At 29.5% G+C, this 18,023-nt stretch carries 17 protein-coding genes; 9 read left to right on the top strand and 8 right to left on the bottom strand.

Annotated features, from left to right (window positions below; genetic code table 11):
* The first annotated feature begins 33 nt into the window (after positions 1–33).
* The 8 genes from metE (at position 34) to KI686_RS04430 (ending at position 8,833) form a co-directional block, all read left to right on the top strand.
* On the top strand, positions 34–2,343 hold the full coding sequence (metE, locus tag KI686_RS04395) for a 5-methyltetrahydropteroyltriglutamate--homocysteine S-methyltransferase (RefSeq protein ID WP_237588054.1): 2,310 nt from the start codon (positions 34–36) through the stop codon (positions 2,341–2,343).
* A gap of 80 nt (positions 2,344–2,423) precedes the next feature.
* The gene (locus KI686_RS04400; RefSeq protein ID WP_237588055.1) at positions 2,424–3,719 is read left to right on the top strand and encodes an NAD(P)/FAD-dependent oxidoreductase; all 1,296 of its coding nucleotides are present in this window, start codon (positions 2,424–2,426) and stop codon (positions 3,717–3,719) included.
* Between the two features lie 3 nt (positions 3,720–3,722).
* On the top strand, positions 3,723–4,031 hold the full coding sequence (locus KI686_RS04405) for a hypothetical protein (protein WP_237588056.1): 309 nt from the start codon (positions 3,723–3,725) through the stop codon (positions 4,029–4,031).
* A gap of 1 nt (position 4,032) precedes the next feature.
* Positions 4,033–4,392 (top strand): hypothetical protein, encoded by a 360-nt coding sequence (locus KI686_RS04410; protein WP_237588057.1) that lies wholly within the window; start codon positions 4,033–4,035, stop codon positions 4,390–4,392.
* A complete protein-coding gene (locus tag KI686_RS04415) occupies positions 4,382–5,299 on the top strand; it encodes an AraC family transcriptional regulator (RefSeq protein WP_237588058.1) in 918 nt (305 codons plus the stop codon). Before KI686_RS04410 ends, KI686_RS04415 begins: the two co-directional genes overlap by 11 nt.
* 96 nt (positions 5,300–5,395) lie before the next feature.
* A complete protein-coding gene (locus KI686_RS04420; RefSeq protein ID WP_237588059.1) occupies positions 5,396–7,552 on the top strand; it encodes a TonB-dependent receptor in 2,157 nt (718 codons plus the stop codon).
* Between the two features lie 212 nt (positions 7,553–7,764).
* Entirely contained in the window at positions 7,765–8,184 is a 420-nt protein-coding gene (locus KI686_RS04425; RefSeq protein ID WP_237588060.1) for a DUF2141 domain-containing protein, read from the top strand.
* A gap of 25 nt (positions 8,185–8,209) precedes the next feature.
* Positions 8,210–8,833 carry a hypothetical protein gene (locus tag KI686_RS04430; RefSeq protein WP_237588061.1) on the top strand — a complete coding sequence of 208 codons (624 nt, stop codon included), beginning with the start codon at positions 8,210–8,212 and terminating at the stop codon, positions 8,831–8,833.
* A 67-nt stretch (positions 8,834–8,900) separates the two neighbouring features.
* Here KI686_RS04430 and KI686_RS04435 read toward each other — a convergent pair whose 3' ends face one another.
* From KI686_RS04435 to kynU, 7 genes are all read right to left on the bottom strand, one after another.
* The gene (locus tag KI686_RS04435) at positions 8,901–9,983 is read right to left on the bottom strand and encodes an amidohydrolase family protein (protein ID WP_237588062.1); all 1,083 of its coding nucleotides are present in this window, start codon (positions 9,981–9,983) and stop codon (positions 8,901–8,903) included.
* Complete coding sequence (locus KI686_RS04440) at positions 9,983–10,513, bottom strand: 3-hydroxyanthranilate 3,4-dioxygenase (RefSeq protein WP_237588063.1); 531 nt, start codon at positions 10,511–10,513, stop codon at positions 9,983–9,985. The genes KI686_RS04435 and KI686_RS04440 overlap by 1 nt, the downstream gene beginning before the upstream one ends.
* A 163-nt stretch (positions 10,514–10,676) precedes the next feature.
* Positions 10,677–10,892 carry a DUF6500 family protein gene (locus KI686_RS04445; protein WP_237588064.1) on the bottom strand — a complete coding sequence of 72 codons (216 nt, stop codon included), beginning with the start codon at positions 10,890–10,892 and terminating at the stop codon, positions 10,677–10,679.
* A gap of 2 nt (positions 10,893–10,894) precedes the next feature.
* On the bottom strand, positions 10,895–11,416 hold the full coding sequence (locus tag KI686_RS04450; RefSeq protein WP_237588065.1) for a DUF1697 domain-containing protein: 522 nt from the start codon (positions 11,414–11,416) through the stop codon (positions 10,895–10,897).
* Positions 11,417–11,559: 143 nt separating this feature from the next.
* A complete protein-coding gene (locus tag KI686_RS04455) occupies positions 11,560–12,984 on the bottom strand; it encodes an FAD-dependent oxidoreductase (RefSeq protein WP_237588066.1) in 1,425 nt (474 codons plus the stop codon).
* Between the two features lie 15 nt (positions 12,985–12,999).
* Positions 13,000–13,341 carry a hypothetical protein gene (locus tag KI686_RS04460; RefSeq protein WP_237588067.1) on the bottom strand — a complete coding sequence of 114 codons (342 nt, stop codon included), beginning with the start codon at positions 13,339–13,341 and terminating at the stop codon, positions 13,000–13,002.
* 2 nt (positions 13,342–13,343) lie between these two features.
* Entirely contained in the window at positions 13,344–14,603 is a 1,260-nt protein-coding gene (kynU, locus tag KI686_RS04465; protein ID WP_237588068.1) for a kynureninase, read from the bottom strand.
* A gap of 98 nt (positions 14,604–14,701) precedes the next feature.
* On the opposite strand from kynU, the gene KI686_RS04470 reads away from it, so the two are divergent.
* Positions 14,702–15,889, top strand: coding sequence for a C40 family peptidase (locus KI686_RS04470; RefSeq protein WP_237588069.1), 1,188 nt, complete (start codon positions 14,702–14,704; stop codon positions 15,887–15,889).
* A 237-nt stretch (positions 15,890–16,126) separates the two neighbouring features.
* On the opposite strand, the gene serA is transcribed toward KI686_RS04470, so the two are convergent.
* Positions 16,127–18,019, bottom strand: coding sequence for a phosphoglycerate dehydrogenase (serA, locus tag KI686_RS04475; RefSeq protein WP_237588070.1), 1,893 nt, complete (start codon positions 18,017–18,019; stop codon positions 16,127–16,129).
* Positions 18,020–18,023: the final 4 nt, after the last annotated feature.

Consider the following 18,023-nt stretch of genomic DNA (forward strand, 5'->3'; position numbering starts at 1 on the left):
CATAGGTTTGCACAGTAATTAAAACCATCAAAAATGAAAACTACAGTTTTAGGACATCCAAGAATTGGCGAAAAAAGAGAGCTTAAAAAAGCTATAGAAAGTTACTGGAAAAATAAAATTTCTGAAAAAGACTTATTAAAAATTGCTTCTACCATAAAAAAGAAAAACTGGTTAAATCAAAAAGAAATTGGAATAGATATTATTTCTTCTAATGATTTTTCTTTTTACGACCAAGTGTTAGACATGTCGTTAACTTTTAATTGTATACCTAAAAGGTTTAAAAAATTAAAAGACAATGTTTCTTTTGTAGATTTATATTTTGCTATGGCTCGTGGAGTTCAAAAAGATAATTTTGACATTGTAGCTCTAGAAATGACAAAATGGTTTGACACAAATTATCATTATTTAGTTCCAGAATTTGAAAAAGAGCAAAAATTTGAACTAAATTCTTGTAAAATTATAAACGAATATAGAGAAGCTTTAGATTTAGGTATTAATACAAAACCAGTTTTAATTGGTCCGTTAACCTATCTTTTAATAGGTAAAGAAAAAGAAAACGGTTTTAATCGATTAGATTTATTAAACCGTCTACTACCCGTTTATGCGCAATTAATTAAAGAATTAGAAAATGAAGGCGTTACATATATACAATTTGACGAGCCTTATTTATCTTTAGATTTAACCGACAAAGAACAAAAATCTTACTTAAAAGCTTATACTTTTTTAAAAGAAAAATTCCCGAATATAAAATTTATTTTAGCAAACTATTTTGGTAATTTAAAAGACAATTTAAACCTAACCCTTTCTTTACCTGTTGATGTTTTACATGTAGATTTAGTTAGAGGTTTAGATGAGTTAGATATCATTTTAAAACATCAAAAAGAAGAACAAATACTCTCTTTAGGTATTGTAAACGGACGTAATATTTGGAAAAACAATTTTAATATATCTACAAAAATCATCAACAAAGCAAAAGTTACTAAAGGCAATAATATTTGGATTTCCTCTTCTTGCTCTCTATTACACTGCCCATATGATTTAACAAATGAAAAAAAGGGCTCTATACCAAAAGAAGTAATACAATGGTTGGCTTTTTCTAAACAAAAATTACAAGAAATTGTATTGCTTAAAAAAATAACTCAAGGTAATTTACAAGGATCAGACATTAAAGAAATTGAGGCCAACAAACTCGCTTTTATCAACAAAGAAAAATCTACACTTATACACAACCACAAGGTTAAAAATCGTGTAAATTCTTTAACAAAACCTGATAGTTTACGAAATAATGTTTTTCTAGAAAGACAAAAAAAACAAAAAGAAGAATTACAATTACCTCTATTTCCTACAACAACTATTGGTTCTTTTCCGCAAACAAAAGAAGTTAGATCTTTAAGATTAAAATATAAAAACAAGCAATTATCTGAAGAAACATACAATTCTTTTTTAGAAAAAGAAATAACAAGTGCCATTAAATTTCAAGAAAATATTGGTTTAGATGTTTTGGTTCATGGTGAATTTGAACGTAATGACATGGTAGAATATTTTGGAGAAAGGTTAGCTGGTTTTGCCTTTTCTAATTTTGGATGGGTACAAAGTTACGGTACAAGATGTGTAAAACCACCTATTCTTTTTGGTGATGTTTCTAGAGAAAATCCAATGACTGTAAAATGGACTCAATATGCACAAAGTTTATCTAAAAAACATGTAAAAGGAATGCTTACCGGACCTGTAACTATTTTACAATGGTCTTTTGTTAGAGATGACCAACCAAGAGCACAAACGTGTAATCAAATTGCTTTAGCAATAAGAGATGAAGTTGCAGATTTAGAGAAAGCAGGAATTAAAATTATTCAGATTGATGAACCAGCAATTAGAGAGGGGTTACCTCTAAGAAAAGACAATTGGACAACCTATTTAAGTTGGGCAGTTAATGCTTTTAAAATTTCTGCAAGTGTTGTAAAAGATACAACTCAAATCCATACACATATGTGTTATTCTGAATTTAACGATATTATAGCCAATATTTCTGATATGGATGCAGATGTTATTACTATAGAAACTTCTCGTTCTGAAATGGAATTACTAGATGCTTTTGTAGACTTTAAATACCCTAATGAAATTGGCCCTGGTGTTTACGATATACATTCACCAAGAGTTCCTAATATTAATGAGATAGAACATTTATTAATAAAAGCTACAAAATTATTACCCGAAGAAAATATTTGGGTAAATCCAGATTGTGGTTTAAAAACTAGAGATTGGCCAGAAACAATTTTAGCTTTAAAAAACATGGTTACTTCTGCTAAATTAATGAGAAAAAAAGTGCTTTCTACCATACAATAATTAAAAACCGTTTAAGAAAATTCTTAAACGGTTCTTTTTTTTAAATAAACATATTGTATTTTTGGTTTAAATTTATCAATATGAACATACCACAAACTAGTTTTCCAAGAATTGTAATTATTGGTGGCGGGTTTGCAGGTTTAGCTGCTGCAAAAGGATTAGAAGAGCAAGAATTACAAGTTGTTTTAATAGACAAACATAACTATCATACTTTTCAACCTTTATTATATCAAGTTTCTACCGGAGGATTAGAGCCAGATTCTATTGCTTTTCCGTTAAGAAAACGTTTTAACGATGTAGAAAATTTTTATTTTAGATTAGCTGATGTAACAAAAATAAATCCTGATAAAAATACCGTTGAAACCACAATTGGTAATTTAGAATATGATGAATTAATTATAGCAACAGGTTCTACAACCAACTTTTTTGGAAACACAAACATCCAAAAACATGCTATGGAAATGAAAACTGTTCCGCAATCTTTAAACATTAGAAGTTTAATTTTAGAAAACTTTGAAGAAGCTTTGTTAACCTCTAATTTAGAAGAAAGAAAAGCTTTAATGAATTTTGTAATTGTTGGTGGTGGCCCAACCGGAGTAGAATTAGCTGGCGCTTTGGCAGAAATGAAAAAAGGGATTTTACCAAAAGATTATCCAGATTTAGACATACGTCAAATGCAAATAAATTTAATACAAAGTTCTGGTGAAATTTTAAAAGGAATGAGTGCAAAAGCTTCTGAAAAAGCAGAAGACTTTTTAATTAAACTAGGCGTAAATGTTTGGAAAAATTTACGTGTTTTAGATTATGATGGTAAAATAGTAACTACAAATGGTGAAGATCATTTTAAAGCAGATACTGTTATTTGGGCAGCTGGTGTAAAAGGTAAAATGATTGATGGTTTAACAGAAGAATGTGTTATTGAAAGAGCTGCAAGAATTAAAGTAAACGAATACAATCAGGTTTTAAATCACCCTAATATTTATGCAATTGGAGATGTTGCTTGTATGTCATCAGAAAAAAATCCTTACGGACACCCTATGATGGCGCAACCTGCAATTCAGCAAGGTAAATTAGTTGCTAAAAATATTTTAGCAAAACTTTTTAATAAAAAACTAAAACCTTTTGTTTATAACGACAAAGGTTCTATGGCAACTATAGGACGAAATAAAGCAGTTGTAGATTTACCAAAATGGAAATTTCAAGGGGTTTTTGCTTGGTTTGTTTGGATGTTTGTGCATCTTTTTTCTTTAATTGGTTTTAGAAACAGAGCTATTGTGTTTCTAAATTGGGTATATAATTACATCCGTTTTGATAGAGAAACTCGCTTAATTATTCGTCCTTATAAAAAGAAAAACAAACATTCTTTAAACAGTTAATATATGGCTGAAAACAGAATGATAAAATGTCCTAACTGCGGAACTTTTAATAAGAATAGAGATTATTGTAAAGTTTGTAACACATTAATTTCTTACGAAAAAAAGAGAGAAATTAAAGAAGCAAATGTAAAACAAGCTCAAATTGATGAGGTTATACACGAGTTAGAAAATCCTAATTTGGCAGAAAGACTTAAAAAACATCCAAATATTTTTTACAAAATTGTTGGTTGGGTTTTATATTCTGCAATTACCATAGTTAGTTTAATTGGTGCTGGCTTGGCTTGGTTTATAGCAATGGTTGCAGCCGGATAAAATGAAAAAAACACTCTTTTATTACTTCCTTTTTTCTCTACTTGCAGGAACAACTATTTATTTTCTTCAATATTTTTCTGTTCCTATTCCACAAATTATTCGTTTTTATGTAAACGATTTTTTAATTATTCCTATTACCTTATATCCATGTTTACAAATTTTAAAATGGTCTAAAAACGATAAAAACTACACTTTAAGTTTAGCAATAATTTTATACTTGTGTTTTTTATATAGTATTTTGTTCGAGTTTATTTTTCCTAAATATTTAGCAAGATATACCAAAGACTATTTAGATGTTATTCTTTATTTTGCAAGCGGATTTGTATTCTACTTTCTGCAAAAAACAAAAAATGAATTCTGATAAAATTGCCAAAGAAAATATTGCTCGCTTAAATACTGCAATTGAGTTTATAGAAAATAATTTATCAGAAAAATTATCTTTAGAAATTATTGCAGAAAAAGCACATTTCTCTCCTTTTCATTTTCATCGATTATTTAAAATTGTAGTTAATGAAACGGTACATAATTTTATCAACAGAAAAAGAATCGAAAAATCTGCTGCCTATTTATTATATCAAAAAGAAAAAAATATTACAGAAATTGCAGAAACGGTTGGTTACAGTAACTTATCTGCTTTTTCTAAATCTTTTAAAAAGTTTTACGGAATTTCGCCCAATAAATTCAAAGAAGATAGCCCAGAAAAATATAGCAAGATTTGCAAAACAGAAAGCAATATTGGCAAAGTAAGCGTAACTTTTCAGCAATATATTTGCAATATAAATAACGCAATAAATTGGTTAAGCATGAAAACGAGTCCAGAAATTAAAAAAACACCTAGGTTAGATTTAGCAACCATTTCTTATAAAGGAAAAATGGAAGGAATTGGTAGTGCTTATAATAGATTGGTAAAATGGGCAACGCCTAAAGGTTTGATAAATGAGCAAACTAACATGGTTACTATTTATCATGACAGCCCTAAAATTACAGATCCTAATAATTTAAGAATGAGTGCTTGTTTGGTTTTAAAAGAACCAATTGAATTGGATGGTGAAGTTAATTTAAAAATTTTAAGTCCTACAAAATGTATCGTTTCTCGATTAGAAATTACACCTTTTCAGTTTCAACAAGCGTGGGAATCTTCTTTTGCTTTTATGATAGAAAATGGTTATAAAAAATCTGAAATTGATCCTTTTGAAATCTATTACAATAACGCTGCAGAACATCCAGAAAACAAGTTTATTGTAGACTTGTGTATTCCTATTTTATAGAATTACAATTCATCATTTAAAAATTACAACTCGGTATTTGTTTTTATTTTAAAAACAAATACTGCTACATCTTTGTATCATCAAAAACCAAAACTGATGAAACATATATTATTTATACTACTTACTTTTTGTCAAATTTCATTATTTGCACAAACTACAATTTCAGGAAAAGTAACAGATGCTAAAAACAATCCTATTAACGGCGCAAATGTTTATTTAGACGGAACCTACGATGGAACATCAACCAATGATAAAGGAGAATTTTCTTTTTCTACTTCAGAAAAAGGAACACAAACGTTAGTTATCTCTTTTGTTTCTTTTGAAACTTACATAAATACTGCAGATGTTGCATCTTTAAAAAATTTAAAAATAAAATTAAGAGACGATGTAAATTCTTTAGACGCAGTTGTTATAAATGCCGGAACTTTTGAAGCCGGAGAAAAAGCAAAAGTTACCGTTTTAAAACCTTTAGATATTGTTACAACTGCAAGCGCAATGGGCGACGTTATGGGCGCACTACAAACCTTACCAGGAACCTCTACCGTAGATGAAGATGGACGATTATTTGTACGTGGTGGAGAAGCAGAAGAAACTCAGATTTTTATAGACGGAATTCGTGTTTTTACACCTTATACTCCATCAGCACAAAACACACCTTCTCGCGGTAGATTTTCTCCTTTTTTGTTTAAAGGAATTTCTTTTTCTACCGGTGGATATTCCGCAGAATACGGACAAGCTTTATCGAGTGTTTTACAATTAAACACCATTGATAAACCCGAAGAAGAAAAAACAGATTTATCTTTTATGACACTTGGTTTAGGTGTTGGAAACACACAAATTTGGAATAACAATTCTTTTAGCATTAACACTTCTTACATTAATTTAGCGCCTTATCAAGAAGCTTTTCCTGATAGAAATACGTATACTAAACCTGTACAATCTTTAAACGGAGAAATGGTTTTTAGACACGAATTTAAAGACAATTCTCTTTTAAAAATGTACGGTGCATTTAGTTACACTAGTTTTGATGTAATACAAGACGATATCAATTTTGAAGATGGTTTGCGCTTTGGATTAAAAAATAGAAACTTGTATTTTAATACTTCTTATAAAAATAAATTTGCTAATAATTGGCGATTAGAAACGGGCTTTAGTTTTGCCAACGACCATTCTAACATTAAAATAATAGATGATTCTGTTACAGATATAGAAAACTCAATGCATTTTAAAATAAAATTAAAAAAGGCTTTTTCTAATCGTTTTAAAATAAGCTTTGGATCTGAATATTTTATAACCGATTTTAATGAAGATTACACAACAGAAAGTAATAAAAAATACAACCTAAATTTTAACAATAACATTTTTGCATCGTTTGCAGAAACCGATATTTTCTTCTCTAAAAACTTGGCTGCAAAAGTTGGTATTCGTGCAGAAAATTCAGAATTATTAAATGAGTTCACGCTTTCTCCAAGAGCATCATTAGCATATAAAGCAAGTAAAAACTCACAATTTTCTTTGGCTTACGGGCAGTTTTACCAAAACCCAAAAAACGAATATTTAAAATTCAATCAAGATTTTAAAGCAGAAAACACATCGCATTTAATTGCCAATTATCAAACCACAAAACAAGGGCAAATCTTTAGAATAGAAGCGTATTTAAAAGACTACAAAAACTTGGTAAAATACAATGATGAATATCCAATTTTTGACAGTAATTTTAACAATAACGGAAGCGGTTTTGCTAAAGGTATTGATGTTTTTTGGAGACAAAACGGAAAAATAAAAAACACCGATTATTGGGTTTCTTACTCGTTTTTAGACACAGAAAGAGATTATAAAAATTACCCAACTGCCGCAACACCTAATTTTGCTTCTAAACACAACCTTTCTGTTGTTGCAAAACATTGGGTAGAAGACTGGAAAAGTCAAATTGGTTTTAGCTATAATTTTGCTTCTGGCCGTAATTACACCAACCCAAATGAAAGCGGATTTTTAAATAAAAAAACAAAAAACTACAACTCGTTAAGTTTAAATTGGGCATATTTAATAGATCAGCAAAAGATTTTATATTTCTCTGTAAACAATGTTTTAGGTAACAAAAATATATTTGGTTACAATTACAAAAACACAGCAAATGCTAACGGAAATTTTGATAGACAAGCCATTATTCCTAGTGCAGACAGATTCTTTTTTGTAGGCTTTTTCTGGACAATTAGCGATAACAAAAAAACAAATCAGTTAGATAATTTATAATTTTTTTAGAAGCTATTTCCTGCTTTCCACTATATCTTTTTTTAAGAAAAATAAAAAAAGGATGCCGTTTCAATCAGGGCTAAGCACATTTAAAAACAAATAGCATTAACTAAAACACAACTCAGAATCAAAAAACAACAATTCGGTAGATTTTAAAATTAATTTTAATAAATTCATCAGATATTTGAAACATCAATAAATAAAAAACAATCATGAAAAAATTACTTTTAGTATTCGCAATCATTTTTACTGGAATTTTAACTACAAATGCACAAGAAGAATCTTTAGATCTAACAGTTAACATTTCAGGATTAGGTTCTGACAAAGGAACCTTAATGGTAGCTCTTTACAACAAACCAGAACACTTCTTAAAAAAACAATTTAAAGGAGAAATAGCTAAAATAAAAGACAAAAAATCTGTCGTAATTTTTAAAGGCTTACCTAAAGGAGAATATGCAGTTTCTTTTGTTCATGACGAAAATAACAACAAAAAGATGGACACAAATATGTTTAAAATTCCAAAAGAAGATTACGGTTGTTCTAACAACGCTCGTGGTTTTATGGGACCTCCAAAATACGATGATGCTAAATTTCAATTATCAGAAAATAAAACGATTGAAATTAAAATATAAATAAACCAACTTAAACTTTATCAACATGAAAAAAACACTTTTAATAATCGCAATTTTCATTGCGACAGGGATTGCTGCGCAAACAAAATACCAAACCGGAATGCAAAAAGCTTTTAACTTGTGGGAACAAGGAAAAATGACAGAAGCCTCTCAATTATTCGAAAGAATTTCTAAAGCAGAGCCAACAAAATGGATGCCAGCTTATTATGCAGCAACAGTAGAAACATTAACTAGTTTTGGTTTAAAAGACGAAGCTGTTTTAACGGCAAAACTTACAAAAGCTCAAGAATTTTTAGATGTTGCTAAGGCAAACTCAGAAAATAACCCAGAAATTTTAATTGCTCAAGCATTTTTAAACTTAGGTTATATTGCTTTTGACGGACAAAAATATGGCATGACATTGTCTGGACAAAACAATCAATTATATGCAAAAGCATTACAAATTGCACCAGAAAACCCAAGAGTTATTTTAGCACAAGCAGAATGGAATATGGGTTCTGCAAAATTCTTTGGCAAATCTACAGCTCCTTATTGTGCTCAAATAGAAAAAGCAATTGAATTAAGTAAAAAAGAAAAAATAGAATCTGAATTTTATCCAAAATTTATGCTAAAAAGAGCAGAAGAAGTTTTACAACAATGTAAAGGTTAAATTTTAGTTGGCAGCTGCAGTTTTTAGTTAATCTAAAACTAAAAACTGCAACTGTAAACTATTTATTTTATAAAAGTATTTTACTTATCAACTCTTGCTTAGCAACCTCATCATCACCAAACAACCATTGCAACACATTATCTTCCCAAATTTGGCCTTTTTCTGTTTCAGAAATAATATTTTTATCAATAGCCAGGTCTAATATTTTACCAGGATAAGAAGATTGTTTATCACTTTCCATTTCTCCTAACGGATACGGATCATCTAGGCCCATTAAAACTTGCTTAGTTCCTTGTCTTTCTAACATTAATTTTAAAGAATCTGTATCATGTACCAAAGTATCAAAAAAGATATTTTTATGTCCTACAGCTTTTCTAGGATGCGTTTTTCCTTCAAACAAATCGGGTCTTCCATCAAAGCCTTGTATTCTTCTTCCTAAATTCATTTGTGCCAATTGTCCTCCGTGAGCAAAACACGTTCTAATATTTTTAAAACGTTCTTGCATTCCATTTAACGTATAAAAATGGTAGGCATCTCCACATTGTGCCAACATCCAAATTAAATGAAAACGCCAATTGGTATTTTCTAATTTTATCATTTTATCGCCGTCATACGGATGAATTTCTATGGCTAATTTATATTTATCTGCCAATTCAAAAATCCGATCATTTTCTTCATCAAAAACACAACGCCATTGCCCAATAGAATCCATAAAATGTGTTGGTAAACACAATACTTTTAAACCTAATTCTTCTATACAACGTTTCATTTCATCTAAAGCACCATAAATAAAACCAGGATGAATTACAAAACCACACGTAAATTTTGAAGGATGATTTCGCTGAATTTTTGCGTTAAAATCGTTCTGAAAACGCAACGCCTTTTTCATTTCTTCTAAACGTAAACCATTACCATATAACTGAGAAAGGTTTAAAACTACTGCATGATCTAGTTTGTTTTTTCCCATCCAAAGTAATTTTTCATCTAAGAAAAAACTAGAATCTGTTACCGGACGTTTCCACCCTTTTTGCAACATGTGTTTGCGTTCATCATCTACCCAAAAAATTTCTTTTTCCTTCATAAAAGAAGGAATTTCTTCTGGATAAGGTAATAAATGTGAATGACCGTTTATGCGTAGTTTACGATTCATTATTTAATTTTTTTTGGTGCTTCCATTATTGTTCCGCAATGATTACAAGTACATTTTTTAATATCAGAATAATACTTATCAAAAATTACAGGCATATCTTTTTCTATGTTTTCTAACGGAAATTCTTCTCTGTATAACGGATTTCCACAATTTTCGCAATACCATTCTAAAGCATCTAACATTCCTTCAGACCTTGGATATTCTATTACCAAACCAACTGTATTTGCTTTTCTTTGTGGAGAATGTGGCACTTTACCAGGCAACAAATAAATATCGCCTTCATTAATTTCTACATCAATTTGCTCGCCTTTATCGTCTATGATTTTTAAAATCATATCACCTTCTACTTGGTAGAAAAACTCTGGTGTTTCGTTATAATGATAATCTTTTCTATTATTTGGGCCACCAACAACCATTACAATATACTCGCCATTATCCCAAACTTGCTTGTTACCAACAGGCGGTTTTAATAAATGACGATGTTCATCAATCCACTTTTTAAAATTTAAAGGTTGTACTAAATTGCTCATATTATTCTATTTTGGGCGTTTCCTAAAGGTCGGGCTTTCCGTTATATCTTTTTTCTGCTCTTCTCGTTACAAATTTTTCATTCTTCAAAATTTACTCGAACAGACATAAAAAAGGATGCCACTTCAATCCCTAACGCAAATTTTGTTATAAATTTAAACTTTTTTATGCTTCTAAAATCATTTGTTTAATCTTAACTGCTTTTTCAAAATGATCTAATTTGTTCGTTTCTATCCACCAAGTTGCAACTTCCATTAATAATTTAGGATTGTCGTTTTTATTCTTAAAAAATGCATAGAAAGACAAACCTACGTTGTCTCCTTTTTTGGCAATTTTATCATTACAAACTTGTATTATTTTTTCTTTTATGGCTGTATTCATTTTTATGATTTTGATAATTCTAACAACTTTTTTGTTGTTTTAAAATTACGAGTTGTGGCAATAGCATTCAACTTTTTTTCAATTGTATTGTTGGTTAATTTTGTTTTACCAAAACCAGAAACACAGTTTAAATACACAACATCATTATCAACTTTATATTGATCTTCTCCTGTATTTTTAATATCTAAAATGATTTCTTTTACCGGTTTTTCTAAAAAACAAAAAGCTACAATTTTCTCGTTTTCTAAAGAAAATGGATAATTTTTAAATATTTTTTCAACCTCTGTAATTGTTTTTACAATAACCGGAACTTCGAAACCAAACTTATTTTTGATTTCTATTTTTACCTGATTACCAACTTCTTCTTTACTCTTATCTGATTGCAGAATAATATTACCGCTTTGTATATATGTTTGTACATTTTTAAACTGCAAATCGTTTAATAATTTACGTAACTCTACCATCGGGATTTTGTTTTTCCCTGACACGTTAATTCCTCGAAGTAAAAGGATGTATGTTTTCATTAATTTCTAAACTCTCTCTTAGTTAATTTAAAGCAACCACTTTTACAAGTAGGTTTAACCCTGATTGTAGCATTTGTTTGAGCTCTTTTTTGCTTTTGGGCAAAAAAAGCGAGTGCGGAAAGCAGGATTAGCTTCAAAAAAAATTATAATCCGGCTATTTTATCTTCTTTTAAAATGTTGTCTGTTTCTGTTTTTACTTTCTCTAAAATAACTTTTAATTCGTTTTTTGTCATGTTTAAATGCGTGTGCACTTCATTATCTGCTATTAAATTTAACAGGGCTTTGTCTTGTGCTCTACCCTTTTTCATGGCGGTATTATAACCGATGTTTTCATTAAACGTAACTAAAGAATATTTAGAAAAATATTGGGTTGGAAACGTTTTTTCTAAATCCATTTCTATTTTTCTTTTTTCTTTAAAAATAGGATTTGCTACATGATCTCTCATTTCATAAAAATTGTCAATCGCTAAATCTGCAATGGCATCTGTATCTTTTTTTCTTGCTTTTTCATAGGCTTTAAAAACAGATTTCCAAGAATATACTTCTAAACTGTTCTCTAATTGATTTAAAATTTCATCAAAAACGGTAACGTCTTCAAAAGAAGCATTCATTCCTTGCCCATAAAAAGGTACAATTGCGTGTGCTGCATCGCCCAATAAAACAGTTTTGTTTTGATAAGACCAAGGCGAACATTTTACAGTACCTAAAGCACCAGTTGGGTTGTTTAAAAATTCTTCTTTTATATCAGGTATTAATGCCAAAGCATCTGGAAATTCTTGTTTAAAAAACTGTGTTATTTTTTCTTCTGTGGTTAAATTTTCGAAATTAAATTCGCCTTCATTATAACTTAAAAAGAGTGTAACCGTAAAACTGCCATCTAAATTTGGAAGCGCAATTAACATAAAATCGCCACGTGGCCAAATATGTAAATGTTGATTACTTATTTGATGTTTACCTGTTTTATCTGCAGGAATTTCTAATTCTTTATAACCGTGATTTAAATAATTTTGCGCATAAGAAAACAAGAATTTCTTTTCTAAATAATAGCTTTTTCTAAGTGAAGAACCTGCACCATCGGCACCAAAAATTACTGTGGCTTTTATGCTAAATTCTTCTTTGGTTTTGTAGTCTTTAAAATAGGCAACATTGTTTTCTAAATCTACATTTTTACATTTTTTATTAAAATAGATATTTACATTTTTATGTTTTTCTGCTTCGTTTAATAAAAGTGCATTTAAATCGCCACGAGAAATAGAGTTTATGTATTCGTTTTCTCTTCCCGAATAATTAGAAGCAAAAGTATTTCCTGCTTTATCATGCATTAAACGCCCAAACATTGGTATGCAAATTTCTCTTGCTTTTTCTTCTACACCACATAAGCGTAAAGCTTTAAAACCTCTGTCTGACAACGCTAAATTAATAGACCTACCAGATGAAATATCTACTTTTCTAAGATCGGGTCTGCTTTCATACAACTCAACTTTATAACCTCTTTGTGCTAAACGTAATGCTAAAAGAGAACCGCAAAGTCCTGCACCTATAATTAGTATTTTATCTGTTTTATTCATCTTTTATTATTGATACTAATTTAATTTATTTTTTAAAAATTGATAATCATCGTACTCTAATTTTAACTTAGACAATGAGATTTCTTTTACTTGATTATCTTCATTTACAAAACTTAACAAATCTGTTTTTGTATTAAATTTTATTTTAGAAAAATCTTTATAAATAATATTTGCTGTTATATTTTCTTTGATAGAGATTAAAATTCGTTTGTTAGTTATTATAAAGAAATCGTTTCTTTTTTCCATAAACAAACTTAAAATTCCAAATAATTGATATTGCCAAAAACCGATATCTCTTTTAGTTTTTAACTTTACTAAAATTTCTTCTTCTTTTATAATTTTAGAAAAAACACTCATTTTTATAACAAACTTTTTAATATTGACACCATCTGATATACATCTTCAAAAGAATTATAAAATGGTGTTGGCGCACATCTTATAACATCTGGCTCTCGCCAATCTGTAATAATGTTATTTTCGGTTAGTTTTTTATGCAAACTTTTATCTGCATTTTTTACTTGAATAGATAATTGACAACCGCGTTCTTTTGGATTTGTTGGTGTAATAATTTTAATATCATCAGAACCAATTTCATTGATTAGAAACTCGAAATAACCGGTTAGTTTTTCAGACTTTTCTCTTAAAGTATTCATACCTACTTTATCAAACAAATCTAAAGATGCCAAAATTGCTGCCATAGATAATATTGGCGGATTGGACAATTGCCAACCTTCTGCGCCTTCCATTACATCAAAAGGCATTCTCATATTAAAACGTGTGGTTTTATTATGATTCCACCAACCAGCAAAACGTGGTAAATCTTTATTTTTTGCGTGTTTTTCATGCACAAATAATCCAGCTAAACTTCCAGGACCTGAATTTAAATATTTGTAGGTACACCAAGCAGCAAAATCTACACCAGAATCGTGTAAATTTGGCTGAATATTACCTGCTCCATGTGCTAAATCAATACCAACAACACAATCTTTAGCATGGCCAATCTGAGCAATTCTCTTTAAATCTAAAAACTGACCGGTATAATAGTTTACACCACCTATTAACAACAACGCAATTTCATCACCTTGTGTTTCTACAATAGTTTCTAAATCTTCTATTTTTAATAATTCTTCTCCTTTTCTAGGTTTCCATTCAATAATATCATCTTTAGAAAACCCATGAAATTCTAATTGAGATTGTACTGCATATCTATCCGAAGGAAAAGCATCACTTTCTATAACAATTTTATATTTTGTTTTTGTAGGTCTGTAAAACGAAACCATTAATAAATGTAAATTGGTAGTTAGCGTGTTCATTACCACAACCTCAACAGACTTGGCTCCTACAATTTTCGCCATTTTATCGGTTAATAATTCGTGATAATTTAACCATGGATTTTTAGCTTCAAAGTGCCCTTCTACACCTAAATTTGCCCAATCTTCTAATTCTTGATTGATGTATTTTTTAGTAATTTTTGGTTGTAAACCCAAAGAATTACCTGTAAAATACAACCAATCTTTTCCGTTTTTATCTTTAGGTATGTAAAATTGATTTTTATAATCTGCAAGCAGATCTTCTTTATCTTGTTGTTTAGCAAAAGCTAAGGTATTTTGATATTGCATCTTAAAAAAATGGTTTACCCAAAGATAAAACAATACTAATGAGATTTCAATTTTTTTAAATTTTGATTTTTTGTACTTTAGCTAAAAATCTATCTTTAATGAAATTTGCAAAACTTTTTTCTATCTTACTTTTAACCGTAATTTTTTCTTGTAAAAATGAAACATATTCTACAGAAGAAATTGAAAATATACACGCTGAATTAAAAGCTAAATTTGCTCCTGATAAAAGAGTAGAATTATTTGATATTAATTTTGAACAAGTTGATAATCAACTTATTTTAGAAGGAGAAACAACCTGTAAAAAAGCGTTTAACATTTTATTAGATAGCCTTAAAAAAAGAAACTTAAAATTTACCAATAACGTACGTGTTTTACCAGATTCTGCTGTTGGTAACCTACAATTTGCTGTAGCAAGAAACTCTGTAATCAACATCCGTTCTAACCCAAAACACTCTGCAGAATTAGGTACGCAAGGTTTATTAGGTATGTCTTTAAAAGTATTAGATAAAAAAGGTGATTTTTATAGAATTCAAACTCCTGATAGTTATATTTCTTGGGTTGATAGAGGTGGAATTACAAGAATGACAAAAGCTGAAATTAATGCTTGGGATGCTGCTAAAAAAGTAATTTATACAGAAAATTTTGGATATGTTTATTCTGATAAGTCTGATAAATCTCAAATTGTTGCCGATATTACTTTAGGAGGCTTGTTAAAATACATTACAGAAGATAATGATTTTTATAAAGTAAAATATCCTGATGATAGAATTGGATATATTAAAAAAAGTGAAGCTCTTGTTTACAATAATTGGTTGCAAAATGTAGACGCTACTCAAGAAAATATAGAAACAGTTGCAAAAACAATGATGGGTTCTCCTTATTTATGGGGAGGAACTTCTAGCAAAGGAATGGACTGTAGTGGTTTTACTAAAATGGTATACCTAATTAACGGTTTTGTAATTCCTAGAGATGCATCGCAACAAATTACTGCTGGTAAAATTGTAGATGAAGATTTAAAATTTGAAGGTTTAGAAAAAGGGGATTTACTATTTTTTGGTAAAAAAGCAACTGCAGATAAAAAACAACGTGTAACGCATGTTGGCATTTGGCTAGGTAATGGCAAAATGGAATTTATACATTCTGCAGGAAATGTGCATTTAAGTTCTATGGATGAAAATCATCCTGAATATGATGATTTTAATAAAAATAGATATTTAGGTAGTAGACGCTATTTAGGTGAAAAAGATAAACTGATTATTGATCTAAAAGAAGAGATTAAACTTTAGTTATTTTATCTAAAGTTTTGTTTCTAGTTAAATAATAAAACTTAATAAATAGGCTTAACCTTTATTAATTCTGCTTTTCTATTTTATTGATTCGTTGAATGCTATGCATTTGAAACGGTTTGTTTGAGCTCTTTTGAAGAACGAAAAAAGCGAGTAGTAAAAGCAGAAAATAGCTTCAAAAAAAACACCTTCAAATTAAAATCTGAAGGTGTTTATATTTTATAAAGATACTACTTATTAATACAATACTCTAAATCTTATTGTACCCTCTACAGCTCTTAACTCATCTATAACTTCTTTGTTATATTCTTTATCTAAATCTGTAATTACATAACCTACTTTAGGATCTGTAGATAAATACTGGCCTGTAATATTTAAATCGTATTTGGCTAAAATTTTATTAATTTTTGCCATTACACCAGGCACATTTTTATGAATATGTAAAAAACGATGTGCTTTAGATTGTCTTGGTAAACGAATATTTGGAAAGTTTACTGCGTCTACTGTATTACCAGAATTGATGTAAGCCATTATTTTACTTGGTACAAAATCTGCAATATCTTTTTGTGCTTCTTCTGTACTACCACCAACATGTGGTGTTAAAATTACATTTGGCAAACCTTGTAATTCTGTAACAAACTCTCCATTTTTTCTAGGTTCAGAAGGGTAAACATCTATTGCTGCACCTGCTAATTTTCCGCTTTTTAAAGCTGCTACTAATGCTGGTATATCTACTACAAAACCTCTTGCTAAGTTTACTAAATGTGCGCCATCTTTCATTTGGGCAATTTCTGTTTCGCCAAAGAAATTTTTATTAGCTGCATTATCATCTACATGTAAAGTAACCACATCTGCAACTTCTAACAATTCTTTAAGCGTACCCATTTTTGTGGCATTACCTAAAGATAATTTGTCTTCTACATCGTAATAATAAACATCCATACCTAAAGCTTCTGCTAAAACAGATAATTGTTTACCAATATTACCGTAACCAACAATACCTAATTTTTTACCACGTACTTCTCTAGATCCTTCGGCTGTTTTTTTCCATTGCCCGTTATGTATTTCTGTACTTCTTTGAAAAACAGAACGCATTAGCATAATAATTTCTCCGATAGCTAATTCTACTACAGAACGAGTATTACTATAAGGTGCATTAAAAACAACAATACCTTTTTCTTTACAAGCTTCTAAATCTATTTGCTTAGTACCTATACAAAACGCACTAACTACCATTAATTTTTCTGCTGCATCTACTACTTTTTGTGTAACGTTTGTTTTAGAACGAATACCTAATACGTGTACATCTTTTATTTTTTCTATCAATTCATCTTCAGACAAACTTTTAGAAATTGTTTCTACAGAAAAGCCGTCATCTGTTAACTTTTTAAAAGCATCTGGATGCACGTTTTCTAATAATAATATTTTAATTCTGTTCTTTGGGTAACTTATATTTCTTGGCAACTTGTTAACGTATAAAAATTCATCTAAATTTGGTGCAATATAATCTGCGTTTTCTGTAGTTTTTTCTCTAGAAACATTTTCTGTATAAGCAAAAAACTTATCAGCTATACCTGCTTGTCTAGTTACATAATCACTATATCCATCGCCTATAACTTGTATCTCTCCTTCTAACTCCATGTCTTTTAAACATTTTATTTTTCCGTTGTGCTGAGAAAGCGGATTGTTAGCATCAAAACCAACAATTTTACCTTTTTCATCAAACTCAAAAGTGTTTGCATATACACGTTCTGAAGGTATATTGTATTCTTTTACAATAGGATCTATAAATTCTTTAAATCCACAAGAAATTACATAAATATCATCTGCAAATTCTTCAAAAAACTCTTTATTACTTTCTATGGATTTAGATACTTGTTTTTTTAAAGCTTCTATTAAACCCGATAAGTCTGTTTTGTTTGCTTCTAATAACTTTATTCTTCTTTCTAAAGATTCTGTAAAGGAGATTTCGCCATCGATTCCTAAATTGGTAATATCTATTATTTCTTGAATAATCTCTTGTTTTCTAGGATTGTTTTCTAGCGTAATTTCTGCTAAAACGTCTAGCGCTTCTACTTTTGTTAAAGTGCTATCAAAATCGAAAATATAATTTCTTTTTGTGTTACTCATTACT

Origin of the sequence: Polaribacter sargassicola (assembly GCF_021991835.1) — a bacterium.
Taxonomy (GTDB): domain Bacteria; phylum Bacteroidota; class Bacteroidia; order Flavobacteriales; family Flavobacteriaceae; genus Polaribacter; species Polaribacter sargassicola.

What these genes read in the sequence shown, in the direction of transcription:
- KI686_RS04440 (WP_237588063.1), bottom strand. Translation starts at nt 10,513, where the DNA reads ATGAGCAATTTAGTACAACCTTTAAATTTTAAAAAGTGGATTGATGAA.
- KI686_RS04420 (WP_237588059.1), top strand. Translation starts at nt 5,396, where the DNA reads ATGAAACATATATTATTTATACTACTTACTTTTTGTCAAATTTCATTA.
- KI686_RS04400 (WP_237588055.1), top strand. Translation starts at nt 2,424, where the DNA reads ATGAACATACCACAAACTAGTTTTCCAAGAATTGTAATTATTGGTGGC.
- KI686_RS04445 (WP_237588064.1), bottom strand. Translation starts at nt 10,892, where the DNA reads ATGAATACAGCCATAAAAGAAAAAATAATACAAGTTTGTAATGATAAA.
- KI686_RS04405 (WP_237588056.1), top strand. Translation starts at nt 3,723, where the DNA reads ATGGCTGAAAACAGAATGATAAAATGTCCTAACTGCGGAACTTTTAAT.
- KI686_RS04430 (WP_237588061.1), top strand. Translation starts at nt 8,210, where the DNA reads ATGAAAAAAACACTTTTAATAATCGCAATTTTCATTGCGACAGGGATT.
- KI686_RS04425 (WP_237588060.1), top strand. Translation starts at nt 7,765, where the DNA reads ATGAAAAAATTACTTTTAGTATTCGCAATCATTTTTACTGGAATTTTA.
- metE (WP_237588054.1), top strand. Translation starts at nt 34, where the DNA reads ATGAAAACTACAGTTTTAGGACATCCAAGAATTGGCGAAAAAAGAGAG.
- KI686_RS04470 (WP_237588069.1), top strand. Translation starts at nt 14,702, where the DNA reads ATGAAATTTGCAAAACTTTTTTCTATCTTACTTTTAACCGTAATTTTT.
- KI686_RS04460 (WP_237588067.1), bottom strand. Translation starts at nt 13,341, where the DNA reads ATGAGTGTTTTTTCTAAAATTATAAAAGAAGAAGAAATTTTAGTAAAG.
- KI686_RS04455 (WP_237588066.1), bottom strand. Translation starts at nt 12,984, where the DNA reads ATGAATAAAACAGATAAAATACTAATTATAGGTGCAGGACTTTGCGGT.
- KI686_RS04450 (WP_237588065.1), bottom strand. Translation starts at nt 11,416, where the DNA reads ATGAAAACATACATCCTTTTACTTCGAGGAATTAACGTGTCAGGGAAA.
- KI686_RS04410 (WP_237588057.1), top strand. Translation starts at nt 4,033, where the DNA reads ATGAAAAAAACACTCTTTTATTACTTCCTTTTTTCTCTACTTGCAGGA.
- KI686_RS04415 (WP_237588058.1), top strand. Translation starts at nt 4,382, where the DNA reads ATGAATTCTGATAAAATTGCCAAAGAAAATATTGCTCGCTTAAATACT.
- serA (WP_237588070.1), bottom strand. Translation starts at nt 18,019, where the DNA reads ATGAGTAACACAAAAAGAAATTATATTTTCGATTTTGATAGCACTTTA.
- KI686_RS04435 (WP_237588062.1), bottom strand. Translation starts at nt 9,983, where the DNA reads ATGAATCGTAAACTACGCATAAACGGTCATTCACATTTATTACCTTAT.
- kynU (WP_237588068.1), bottom strand. Translation starts at nt 14,603, where the DNA reads ATGCAATATCAAAATACCTTAGCTTTTGCTAAACAACAAGATAAAGAA.